The organism is Nocardia sp. NPDC102475 (genome assembly GCF_055584605.1).
Map to the genome: position 1 here is coordinate 312203 of NZ_JBVJLS010000001.1, position 12600 is coordinate 324802.

Sequence of the window (12600 nt, forward strand, 5' to 3'; positions counted from 1 at the left end):
TCCGCTGATCCCCGTGCCGGGCACGTCACAAACGTCGCAGCGCGAAGAACGAAATGAGGCGAACACCTGCTGTGAGCAGCTCAACTTCCCAGTTCGGACAGAACCAGTGGCTAGTCGATGAGATGTATCAAAAGTACAAACAGGATCCATCTTCCGTCGATGAAAGTTGGCACGAGTTCCTCGCCGATTACACGCCCGAAGTCCCGGGTGATTCCGGTAACAACAGCGCCGCGCCCGCGGCCGCGCCCGCGCAGGTGGCCACCCCGGCACCGGCCCCCGCGCCGGTGAACGCGGCCCCCGCCGCTGCGGCCCCTGCCGCTGCCGCCCCCGCCGCTGCGGCCCCCGCTCCGGCAGCGCCCGCGCCCGCCGCGCCGAAGCCTCCCGCGCCCGCGAAGCCCACCACCCGCGCACCGCAGACGACTCCCGCACCGACCTCGAACGCCGCGCCCACTTCCGGCGCGCCGAAGGCCGCCGACACCGCGACCGACGAGGCGAAGGTCCTGCGCGGCCCGGCCGCCGCCGTGGTCAAGAACATGTCCGCGTCGCTGGCCATCCCGACCGCGACCAGCGTGCGCGCCATTCCAGCGAAACTGATGATCGACAACCGCTTGGTCATCAACAACCACCTGGCCCGCACCCGCGGCGGCAAGATCTCCTTCACCCACCTGCTCGGCTACGCGATCGTGCAGGCGGTCAAGTCGTTCCCGAACCTGAACCGGCACTTCGCCGAAATCGACGGCAAGCCGAACTCGGTCACTCCGGCACACACCAACCTCGGTCTCGCCATCGACCTGGCGGGCAAGGACGGCAGCCGCTCGCTGGTCGTCGCGGCCATCAAGGGCTGCGAGGCCATGACCTTCGGGCAGTTCCACACCGCCTATGAGGACATCGTGCGCCGCGCCCGCGACGGCAAACTCGGCATCGACGACTTCACCGGCGTCACCATCTCGCTGACCAACCCGGGCACCATCGGCACCGTGCACTCGGTGCCGCGGCTGATGCCGGGCCAGGGCGCGATCATCGGCGCAGGCGCAATGGAGTACCCCGCCGAATTCCAGGGCATGAGCGACGAGCGCATCAACGAGCTCGGCATCGGCAAGCTGATGACCCTGACCTCGACCTACGACCACCGCATCATTCAGGGCGCGGAGTCCGGCGACTTCCTGCGCACCATCCACAACCTGCTTATCAGCGACGAGTTCTACGACGAGATCTTCCACGGCCTCGGCGTGCCCTACGAGCCGGTGCGCTGGCGCAAGGACGTCAAGGAACGCGGCGTCGACAAGAGCACCCGCGTACTCGAGATGATCGCGGCCTACCGCAACCGCGGCCACCTGATGGCAGACACCGATCCGCTGCGGCTGGTCAAGGACAAGTTCCGCAGCCACCCGGACCTCGATGTCACCCAGCACGGCCTCACCCTGTGGGACCTGGACCGCACCTTCGATGTCGCGGGCTTCCACGGCCAGGAGCGGATGAAGCTGCGCGATGTGCTCTCGGTGCTGCGCGATGCGTACTGCCGCCACGTCGGTGTGGAGTACACCCACATCCTGGAAACCGAGCAGCTGCAGTGGATTCAGGAGCGGGTCGAGCAGAAGCACGTCAAGCCGACTGTCGCACAGCAGAAGTACATCCTGAACCGGTTGAACGCGGCCGAGGCCTTCGAAACCTTCCTGCAGACCAAATACGTCGGCCAGAAGCGCTTCTCACTCGAGGGCGCCGAAGCCGTCATCCCGATGATGGACGCCACCATCGACCAGTGCGCCGAGCATTCGCTCGATGAGGTCGTCATCGGTATGCCGCACCGCGGCCGCCTGAATGTGCTCGCCAATATCGTCGGCAAGCCGTACTCGAAGATCTTCACCGAGTTCGAGGGCAACATGAACCCGGCCGCCACCCACGGCTCCGGCGACGTGAAGTACCACCTCGGCGCGCGCGGCACCTACCTGCAGATGTTCGGCGACAACGAGATCGAGGTCTCGCTGACCGCCAACCCCTCGCACCTCGAGGCGGTCGACCCGGTGCTCGAGGGTCTGGTCCGCGCCAAGCAGGACCTGTTCAACAAGGGCGATGGGCCGGAAGGCTTCTCCGTCATGCCGCTGATGCTGCACGGTGACGCCGCGTTCGCGGGTCAGGGTGTGGTCGCGGAAACGCTGAACCTGTCGGGGCTGCGCGGTTACCGCGTCGGCGGCACCATCCACATCGTGGTGAACAACCAGATCGGCTTCACCACCGCACCGGACAACAGCCGCTCCACCGAATACTCCACCGACATCGCGAAGTTCATCGGCGCGCCGATCTTCCATGTGAACGGTGACGACCCGGAGGCCTGCGACTGGGTGGCGCGTCTGGCGGTCGACTTCCGCCAGAAGTTCCGCAAGGACGTCGTGATCGACATGATCTGCTACCGGCGTCGCGGTCACAACGAGGGCGACGACCCGTCGATGACCCAGCCGTACATGTACGACGTCATCGACACCAAGCGCTCGGTGCGCAAGGCCTACACCGAGAGCCTGATCGGCCGTGGCGACATCTCGCTCAAAGAGGCCGAGGACGCGCTGCGTGACTACCAGGGTCAGCTGGAGCGGGTCTTCAACGAGGTTCGCGAGCTGGAGAAGTACGTCCCGGAGCCGAGCGAATCGGTCGAGGACGACCAGCAGGTGCCTGCGACCGTCGTGACTGCCGTGGACAAGACCGTGCTGCAGCGCATCGGCGACGCCTTCGTCGGTGTCCCCGAGGGCTTCAATGTGCACCCGCGCGTCAAACCGGTGCTGGAGAAGCGGCGCGAAATGGCGTACGAGGGCAAGGTCGACTGGGCCTTCGCCGAGTTGCTCGCCTTCGGCACGCTGATCGACGAGGGTCGTGCGGTGCGCCTGACCGGTCAGGACTCGCGTCGCGGCACCTTCACCCAGCGCCACTCGGTGATCATCGACCGCAAGACGGCCGAGGAATACACCCCGCTGCACAACATCGGCAGCTCCAACCCGGGGTGGTTCGCGGTGCACGACTCGGCGCTGAGCGAATACGCCGCCGTCGGCTTCGAATACGGCTACTCGCTGGGCAACCCGGACGCACTCGTGTTGTGGGAAGCGCAGTTCGGTGACTTCGTCAACGGCGCGCAGTCCATCATCGACGAGTTCATCTCCTCCGGTGAGGCCAAGTGGGGTCAGCTGTCGGAGGTCGTGCTGCTGCTGCCGCACGGTCACGAGGGTCAGGGCCCGGACCACACCTCCGGTCGCATCGAGCGCTTCCTGCAGTTGTGCGCCGAGGGCTCGATGACGGTCGCCGTGCCGTCCACCCCGGCGAACTACTTCCACCTGCTGCGCCGCCACGCACTGGACGGCATCCGCCGCCCGCTGATCGTCTTCACCCCGAAGTCGATGCTGCGCAACAAGGCTGTCGTCTCGGACCTGAAGGACTTCACCGAATCGAAGTTCCGCTCGGTCTTCGATGAGCCCACCTACGAACAGGGCGTCGGCGACCGCAGCAAGGTCAAGCGCGTCCTGCTCACCAGCGGCAAGCTCTACTACGAGCTGGTCGCCGAAAAGGCCAAGCAGAAGCGCGAAGACGTCGCGATCGTGCGCATCGAGCAGCTCTACCCGCTGCCCAAGTTCCGCCTCAACGAGGCGCTTGCTGGTTACCCGAACGCGACGGATATCGCCTGGGTCCAAGAGGAACCGGCCAACCAGGGCGCTTGGCCCTTCTTCGGCCTGAACCTCCCGGAACTCCTCCCGGAGCGCTTCACCAAACTCCGCCGCATCTCCCGCCGCGCCATGTCGGCCCCCTCCTCGGGTTCGTCGAAGGTGCACGCCGTGGAGCAAGCCGAAATCGTCGCCGAGGCCTTCGAGCCGACCGCGTAGTTTCCCGCTGACCCGACGCCGGGCCGAATCCACTCTCCCCCAGAGTGATTCGGCCCGGCGTTGCTCGTGGTAGCCAGTTATTACCGTGGGGGCGGTGGCGCCCCAGCGCTGCCGGCGGCGGGGGCAGGGTCGGGGCGCGAAGCTGGGGTGACGCCTGGGACTCGGTCTTGTACCACGAAACTCGCGCGAGTTCGGATGGGGGCGCCGGGGCGGCGGATGTAGGGGACGATGCGGAAATCGGCGTGCCACAGGGTGTGGTCGAGGTGGACTCGGACGTATCCGCGTTGGGAGTTGAAGAATTTCATGTCGGGGTTGGCGGCCAGGAGGTTGCGGCCAGTGGGGTTCATGTCGGTGCCGTCGCCGCCGGTTGTAATCGAGGTGCCGGTGAATTCGGCTGCTACGACCGGAGATTCGGCGGTGGTGTAGTCGGGGCGGAGGTCGGCGGCGTAGTTGTGGTGGCGGTCGCCGGTGATGACGACGAGGTTGTGGATATCGCGGGCGGCGGCGGTGGCGAGGACGGTGTTGCGGTCGGATACGTAGGCGTCCCAGGCATCGGTGCCGAAATTGGTCCCGGGGCCGGGGTCGTAGTCGGATTTGGCCATCGCCACCTGGTTGCCGAGGATCTGCCAGCGGGCGGTGGAGCGGGTGAGGCCGTCGAGCAGCCAATCGCGTTGTGGCACACCCAGAATCGAGCGATCGGGCGAAAGTCGGCCCGGGCAGTCGTCGCCGATATTGCCGTTGCCGCATGCTCCGCCGGTGCGGTATTGGCGGGTGTCGAGCATGGTGATGTCGGCGAGGTCGCCGAAGGTGTAGCGGCGGTGGATGCGCATGGCCGGGCCGGACGGCAGGGCGGCGATGCGCAGTGGCTGGTGTTCGTACATCGCTTGGAAGGCGGCGGCTTTGCGGCGGCGGAACAGGGCGGGGATGCGGTAGATGTCGAGGCCGAGGCCGGGGTGGTCGGCGAACCAGTTGTTGTCGATCTCGTGGTCGTCCATGGTGACCAGCCACGGGAAGGCCGCGTGCGCGGCACGCAGCGGTTGCTCGGCCTTGGCCTGGGCGTAGCGCAGCCGGTAGCCGGGTAGATCGACGGCTTCGGCGGCCAGATAGGGCTCCACCGACATCCCCGCACGGCCGCGGTTCCAGCCGCGTTCGTAGATGTAATCCCCGAGGTGCACAACGAGATCGAGGTCTTCGGCGCTCATATGCTCATAGGCGGTGTAGTAGCCGGAAGTCCACGATTGACAGGACGCGAACGCGAATCGCATTCGCGCAGTGAGCTGTCCGGTCGATGGAGCCGTTCGGGTGCGACCGATCGGCGAAATCGCCGAGCCCGCGCGGAATCGATAGAAGTACCAGCGATTCGGCTCCAGTCCCCCGACCTCCGGATGCACAGTATGTGCGAGTTCGCGCGTGGCGACCGCACTCCCCCGCGCCACCACCTCCCGGAACAGCTCGTCGCGCGCAACCTCGTAATCAACGGTTACCGGATGCTGCGCCATGCCCCCGAGCCCGTCCGGCGCCAACGGATCCGGCGCCAACCGCGTCCACAACACCACCCCATCCGGCAGCGGATCCCCCGAGGCCACCCCCAACGTGAACGGATCTCCCAACCACCGCGGCGCCCGAAACCGCCCACTGCTCGCCGCCGATACCCCCACCAACACCGCAACCGATCCAGCCGTACCCACCCTCAACAGCTGCCGACGAGACAGACCCATACGTCAGGATATCCGCCACTCGAAGTGCTCGTCACCCACGAAGCGCGGCGGCCAGTGCGGGGTTCAGCGAAAGGGCCAGGGCCAGTAGGGATTCGACCAAGAGGTCGACCAGTTGTTCGCGGGTGATGGTTTCGTGGCGGAGCCAGGTGAGGGTGGTTTCCTCTACGAAGGCGATCCAGCCACGCATGGCGAGGGTGAGGCGGGGGCGGTCGGTGTCCGGAATGTCGACGGGCACTTCGGTCAGGATGATGTCGATGATGGCGTTGCGGGTCTGGTCGACGAGTGGGAGCACCTCGGCGCTCACACTCGCCGGGCCGCGCAGCAGCGATACGTACGAATTGCGATTCTCGCCGACGTACTCGATGTAGCGCTCGATCGAATCGCGCAGCATCTCGAAGACCCCGAGGGTGCGGTCTGGCGCGACGCGCTCCAGCAACTCGGCATTGGCATGGCGGACTACCGCCAGCTGGAAGTCCTGTTTGGTCGGGAAGTAGTGGAAGAGCAGGCCACGCGAGATCCCGGCTTCCCCGGCGATTTCGGTGATCGAGATGTCTTCGATGGCGCGGTCCCCGAGCATCTTGGCGCCCAGGGTGATCAGTTGCAGACGGCGCTCGTCCGGGCTGAGCCGGGTGCGCTTGACAGTTTCTCCGGTGCCTCGACTACTCACGGGCCCATCTTACTGAACGCTGCTCAATACTGTTGACTCGTGCTCAATAGAGCCGTAGTCTGCATTATATGAGTCGCAAGGTTACAGACAAAGCTGTCAGCAACCGCCACGTCAAGACCATCATCATCGGCAGCGGTTTCGCTGGTCTGGGCCTGGCAATCCGGTTGAGCAAGCAGGGCCGCAACGATTACCTCGTGCTGGAACGCGGCAGCGATGTCGGCGGCACCTGGCGCGACAACACCTACCCGGGCGCGGCCTGCGATGTGCCGTCGCACCTGTACTCGTACTCGTTCGCGCTGAACCCGAACTGGTCGCGCTCGTTCTCCAAGCAGGGCGAGATCCAGCAGTACATCCAGGGCGTCGCGCGTGAGTACAACGTGCTCGACAAGCACCTGTTCAACTGCGACGTGACCGCGGCCCGCTGGAACAACGCCACCAACCTGTGGCATATCGAATCGACCCGGGGCAGCTTCACCGCCGACACCGTCGTATCCGCCGTCGGCGCACTGTGCGAGCCCGCGCTCCCGGATATCAAGGGCATCAACGGTTTCGAGGGCGAGATCTTCCACTCCGCGCGCTGGAACCACGACGCCGATCTGACCGGCAAGCGCGTCGCCATCATCGGCACCGGCGCCTCGGCCATCCAGATCGTGCCGTCCATCGCCCCGAAGGTCGCGCACCTGGACGTCTACCAGCGCACCGCGCCGTGGCTGCTTCCCCGCATGGACCGCCCGTACACCCTGCCGGAACGTCTCGCCTTCCGGCGCATCCCGGGTTTCCAGCGACTATCCCGCGCCGCCATCTACGCCGCGCGCGAAACCCAGGTCGTCGGCCTGGCCAAGGTTCCGGCACTGATGCAGGCCTTCGAGCTGATCGCCAAGGCCAAGCTGCAGCTGGAGATCCGCGATCCGGAGCTGCGCAAGAAGGTCACCCCGAACTTCCGGATCGGCTGCAAGCGCATGCTGATCTCCAACGACTACTACCCGGCGCTGAGCCGCCCGAATGTGGACGTGGTCACCGACGGCATCGCCGAGGTGCGCGCGAATTCCATCGTCACCAAGGACGGCACCGAGCGCGAAATCGACGCACTCATCGTCGCGACCGGCTTCCACGTCACGGATTCGCCGACCTACAACGCCATCTCGGGCAAGGACGGTCGCACGCTGGCGGAGGTATTCGACGAGATCGGCCAGCAGGGTTACAAGGGTTCGGCCGTCGCCAACTTCCCGAATATGTTCTTCCTGCTCGGCCCGAACGTCGGCCTCGGCCACACCTCGATGGTGTACATGATCGAATCCCAGATCAACTACATCGCCGATGCTCTCGCCACCGTCGATCGCCTCGGCCTGCGCACGGTCGAGGTGAAGCGCGCGGTGCAGGACACCTACAACAAGAACCTGCAGGGCAAACTGGTGAAAAGCGTGTGGAGTACCGGTGGCTGCGCCAGCTGGTACCTGGACAAGCACGGCAACAACACCACGCTCTGGCCGGATTTCACCTTCGAATTCCGCAGGATTACAAAGAATTTCGACGTCTCCGCCTATGAGACGACTAGCGTCGAAAGCTCCCGAGACGATCTGAAAGTGGTGGCAGCACAGTGAGCAATGATGCTTACTTCAAGGGCAAGGTCTGTGTGATCACCGGGGCGGGTTCCGGCATCGGCCGCGCCCTCGCGGAGAACCTGGCCAGGCGCGGCGCCAAACTCGCGCTCTCCGATATCGATACCGACGGCCTGGCCGAGACGGTGCGCCGCTGCGAGGCGTACGGAGCCGAAATCAAATCCGATCGGCTGAATGTGACCGAGCGCGAAGCGGTACTGCTGTATGCCGACGCTGTGCAGGCGCATTTCGGCAAGGTGCACCAGATCTACAACAACGCGGGCATCGCCTACCACGGCGAGGTGATCCGCTCGGAGTTCAAGGACATCGAGCGCATCATGGACGTCGACTTCTGGGGCGTCGTCAACGGCACCAAGGCCTTCCTGCCGCTGCTGATCGAATCCGGCGATGGCCACGTCGTCAATGTCTCCAGCCTGTTCGGCCTCATCGCCGTCCCGGGCCAGAGCGCTTATAACGCAGCCAAATTCGCGGTGCGCGGGTTCACCGAGTCGCTGCGCCAGGAGATGCTTGCCGGCAAGCATCCGGTCAAGGTGACCTGTGTGCATCCCGGCGGCATCAAGACCGCCGTCGCCCGCAATGCCACCTATGCCGAGGGCATCGACAGCCAGAGTGCCGCATCGCTGTTCGACAAGAAGCTGGCCATTCACACACCGGAAATGGCCGCGCAGACCATTACCGAGGGCGTCCGCAAGGGACACGGCCGCGTGCTGATCGGCTGGGAGGCCAAGGTGCTCGACCTGTTCGTCCGGGTCACCGCCTCCGGCTACCAGCGCATCGCCGCCGCTGTGAACCGTCCCTTCCTACCCTGAACCAGCCCGGGGAATCGAGGAAAACCCATGCGTGACATCAACATTCCGCTACCCGTCGCGCGAGCGCTGCTGAGTCCGATTTTCCGGGTCTCGCTGAACGCGCGACTGCCCTGGCAGCTGCAGCGGCTGCTGCTCGATATCGGTTCGCACGCACAGTTTTTGCCACCGGACACGACCGTGCACCGGCTCCGCCTCGGCGGACGACCCGCGGAACGAATCACCGCGGGTTCGGCCAGGCCGAACCTGAACGCAGGCGCGGTGCTCTACCTGCACGGCGGCGGCTATGCGATTGGATCGCCGACGACGCACCGTTCACTGGCAGCCCGGCTGGCGCACGAAACTGGTTGCACCGTTTATGTCCTCGACTACCGATTGGCGCCGGAGCACCCGTTCCCCGCCGGGCTCGAGGACGCCGAATCGGCCTTCCTGGAGCTGGTCGGCAATATCGGCTACCGCCCCGAACAGATTGCGCTGTCGGGCGATTCGGCGGGCGGCGGGCTGTCACTGGCCACCGCACAGCGGCTCATCGCCGAACACGGCTACACCCCGGCGGCGCTCGGCCTGATCGCACCGTGGGTGGATCCGAATCAGGTCCCGGACAAGTTCCGCGATCTGGTGATCAACCGGCCGTGGTCGCGCGCATGCGCCGCGGCCTATCTCGGCGACGGGGACGGCAAGGACACCGGCTACGCACCGCTGCACGGTGAACTGCGGGGTTTGCCGCCGACGTATGTACAGGTCGATGTCAGCGAGCTGCTGCATTCGCAATGTGTCGAATTCGTGACGGCACTGCGGGTTGCGGGCGTCCATACCAGGTTCACCGAGAGCGAGGGGCTATGGCACGTCGCACAACTGCAGGCCGCGCTCGTCGGGGCCGCCGCGGCGGCACTGACCGAACTTGCCGATTTCCTGCGGGAAGCGGTCCAACCGATCTCGCTGCGCGACCTAGGATAGATAGTGGCTCACCTGCGCTAGTTCGAACGCACGAAACTCGAGACCGACTCCGTCCGACGACCACACATCGGGGCCCGACGAGAGTGCAGACGGGCCGCCGAAACTGACCCGGACCAGTTTTCCGGTGGCCGGAATGACGTCCCGGTCACAGGTGTCGTAGATTACTGGCGAGTAAACCCACGTGGAAGGGCACTGATGCGAGAGTTCGAAGTCCCGGCTTCCTACACCGTCCCGGAAGATGCGAACAATTCCGATAACGTCTTCCGGCATGCCGAACAGTCGCCCGGCGCGGTGCTGTTCAACGTCACCGACGGTGGCGGCTGGCGGGAAATCAAGGCCGCGGAATTCGCCAAGACGGTCACCGATGTCGCCAAGGGCCTCATCGCCTCCGGTCTCGAGCTCGGCGATCGCGTCGCCATCATGGCCCCGACCCGCTACGAGTGGGTGCTGCTCGACTTCGCCATCTGGGCCGCCGGTGGATGCACCGTCGCCATCTACGACAGCTCGGCCGCCGAACAGGCCAAGTGGATCCTGCAGGACTCCGCCACCAAGCTGCTGGTGATCGACAGCGATAAGCACCGCAAGGTCATCGATGAGATCGAAGCGGGCGCGCTGCCGGATCTGAAGGAGACCCTGCAGATCGACAAGGGCGCCGTCGACGATCTGATCGCGCGCGGCGCCGACCTCGACGACGCGACCGTGCACGCGCGCCGCGCCGAGGTCAATGCCAAGTCCCCGGCGACCCTGATCTACACCTCGGGCACCACCGGTCGCCCCAAGGGCGTCATGCTCTCGCATTCGAATCTGTACGCGGAGTCGAAGTCCGACCGGATCGCGCTGAAAAGATACGTCACCGAGGGCAAGAAGACGCTGATGTTCCTGCCGCTGGCGCACGTGTTCGCGCGTGCCGTCACGCTGGCCGCATTCGACGCCAAGGTGATCGTGGCGTTCACTGCCGACTGGTCCACCCTGGTCGAACAGTTCGGCAGCTACCGCCCGCACTTCATCCTCGCGGTGCCGCGCGTCTTCGAGAAGGTGTTCAACAGCGCCAAGCAGAAGGCGCACGACGGCGGTAAGGGCAAGATCTTCGACGCGGCCGCCGAGACCGCCATCGCCTACAGCCAGTCCCTCGACAACGGTGGGCCCGGCCTGGTGCTCAAGCTCAAGCACACGGTTTTCGACAAGCTCGTCTACAGCAAGCTGCGGGTCGCGCTCGGCGGTCAGTGCGAGGCCGCGGTCTCCGGCGGCGGACCGCTCGGTGCGCGCCTGGGCCACTTCTTCCGCGGCGTCGGCGTCACCATCTACGAGGGCTACGGCCTCACCGAGACCACCGCGGCCATCACCGTGAACACCCCCGGCAATATTCGCGTCGGCACCGTCGGCAAGCCGATCGAGGGCCATGCGGTGAAGATCGCCGAAGACGGCGAACTGCTGCTGCGCGGATCGGTTGTCTTCAACGGTTATTGGGGCAATGCCGAGGCCACCGAGGAGGCGTTCACGGACGGCTGGTTCAAGACCGGCGACCTGGGCGCGGTCGATGGCGACGGATACGTCACCATTACCGGCCGCAAGAAGGAAATCATCGTCACCGCGGGCGGTAAGAACGTCTCCCCCGGTCTGATGGAGGATTCGCTGCGGGCCCACCCGCTGATCAGCCAGGTCATGGTGGTCGGCGACGGACAGCCCTTCGTCGGCGCGCTGATCACCCTCGATCCGGAGGCGCTGCCGGGCTGGAAGGAACGCAACAACCTGCCCGTCGAGACCCCGATCGAGCAGATCATCGAGAATCCGGCGCTGGTCGCGGAGATCAATGCGGCGGTCGCGGAGACCAATAAGAAGGTCTCGCATGCCGAGGCGGTCAAGAAGATCCGCATCCTGCCTGTCGACTGGACCCAGGAGACCGGTGAGCTGACGCCGAAGATGTCGCTGAAGCGGGCCGTGGTGATGAAGCAGTACGCGTCCGAGGTGGAGAAGATCTACAGCTGACGCTGATTTTGCGAGGCGCCGTCCGCGAGTTGCGGGCGGCGCCTTTGCTTTTCGTTCAGCTGGGGAGGCGGTCCAGGAAGTCGGCGATGCGCGGCGCGATCTCGGCCAGGTGCGTCTCCAACGCGAAGTGGCCCGTATCGAAGACGTGCAGCTCGGCGTCCGGGAGATCGGCGAGGTAGGCGTGCGCGCCGGGCTCGGGGAAGAAGGGGTCGTTCGAACCCCAGACGACGAGGGTCGGCGGGGTGTACTTGCGCAGCCACTGCTGCCATTCGGGGTAGGCAGCGACATTCGACTTGTAGTCGAAGGCGAGGGCTACCTGGGCCTGCTTGCGGCCGGGCAGGTCGAGGAAATACTGATCGAGGATCCACGATTCGGGGCTGAGCACGGTCGGGTCGGGGACGCCCTGCTCGTACTGGCCGCGGGTTCCTTCCAGTGTGAGCAGACCGCGAATCGTGTCTTCGGCTCCTTCGTCCTCGGGCCGCAATGCGGTGAAGTCGCGAGCGAGATCCGATAGTCCCGCCTCGTAGGCATTGCCGTTCTGGACGATGAGGCCGTTGACCCATTCGGGGTGGCGCAGCGCGATGCGGAAGCCGACCGGAGCGCCGAAATCGAAGACGTACATGGCGAACTCGCGCAGTTCGAGCCGTTCGACGAAACACTCGACGACATCGGCCAATCGGTCGAACGAGTAGTTGAAATCGGCTGGTGCGGTGGTGTTTCCGAAGCCCGGGTAGTCCGGGGCGAGCAGCCGGTACCGCGCGCCGAGCACATCGAAGAGCCTGCGGAACTGGTGCGAGGCCGATGGAAAGCCGTGCAGCAGCAACAGCACCGGCGCGTCCGCGCGGTTCGGGACCGATTCGCGGTAGTGGACCTCGACGCCGTCGACATCGATGTGGCGGTTGTGGACGACAGGCAGCTCGATCATGGCTCCACATGCTTTCTATCCGTGATGTTGCATTAGTTCTAGCGGATCCACTTCTAATGTGT

General features: G+C 65.4%; 8 protein-coding genes. 5 read left to right on the forward strand and 3 right to left on the reverse strand.

Translation table 11 applies throughout. From position 1 onward, the window contains the following. Positions 1-53 precede the first annotated feature (53 nt). The gene (locus tag ACZ60G_RS01420) at positions 54-3860 is read left to right on the forward strand and encodes a multifunctional oxoglutarate decarboxylase/oxoglutarate dehydrogenase thiamine pyrophosphate-binding subunit/dihydrolipoyllysine-residue succinyltransferase subunit (protein WP_465806261.1); all 3807 of its coding nucleotides are present in this window, start codon (positions 54-56) and stop codon (positions 3858-3860) included. 80 nt (positions 3861-3940) lie between these two features. On the opposite strand, the gene ACZ60G_RS01425 is transcribed toward ACZ60G_RS01420, so the two are convergent. After that, complete coding sequence (locus tag ACZ60G_RS01425) at positions 3941-5578, reverse strand: alkaline phosphatase D family protein (protein ID WP_465806263.1); 1638 nt, start codon at positions 5576-5578, stop codon at positions 3941-3943. 31 nt (positions 5579-5609) lie between these two features. Further along, positions 5610-6245: a TetR/AcrR family transcriptional regulator gene (locus ACZ60G_RS01430; RefSeq protein WP_465806265.1), complete on the reverse strand. Its 636-nt coding sequence runs from the start codon at positions 6243-6245 to the stop codon at positions 5610-5612. Positions 6246-6313: 68 nt separating this feature from the next. Here ACZ60G_RS01430 and ACZ60G_RS01435 point away from each other — a divergent pair, with 68 nt between their 5' ends. The 4 genes from ACZ60G_RS01435 (at position 6314) to ACZ60G_RS01450 (ending at position 11613) form a co-directional block, all read left to right on the forward strand. Next, entirely contained in the window at positions 6314-7846 is a 1533-nt protein-coding gene (locus ACZ60G_RS01435; protein ID WP_465806267.1) for a flavin-containing monooxygenase, read from the forward strand. Then, positions 7843-8673, forward strand: a complete 831-nt coding sequence (locus ACZ60G_RS01440) for an SDR family NAD(P)-dependent oxidoreductase (protein WP_465806268.1) — start codon at positions 7843-7845, stop codon at positions 8671-8673. The genes ACZ60G_RS01435 and ACZ60G_RS01440 overlap by 4 nt, the downstream gene beginning before the upstream one ends. Positions 8674-8700: 27 nt before the next feature. After that, positions 8701-9627 (forward strand): alpha/beta hydrolase, encoded by a 927-nt coding sequence (locus ACZ60G_RS01445; RefSeq protein WP_465806270.1) that lies wholly within the window; start codon positions 8701-8703, stop codon positions 9625-9627. Positions 9628-9822: 195 nt separating this feature from the next. Next, the gene (locus tag ACZ60G_RS01450) at positions 9823-11613 is read left to right on the forward strand and encodes an AMP-dependent synthetase/ligase (protein ID WP_465806272.1); all 1791 of its coding nucleotides are present in this window, start codon (positions 9823-9825) and stop codon (positions 11611-11613) included. Between the two features lie 55 nt (positions 11614-11668). On the opposite strand, the gene ACZ60G_RS01455 is transcribed toward ACZ60G_RS01450, so the two are convergent. Beyond that, positions 11669-12538: an alpha/beta fold hydrolase gene (locus tag ACZ60G_RS01455; protein WP_465806274.1), complete on the reverse strand. Its 870-nt coding sequence runs from the start codon at positions 12536-12538 to the stop codon at positions 11669-11671. Between the last annotated feature and the right edge of the window lie 62 nt (positions 12539-12600).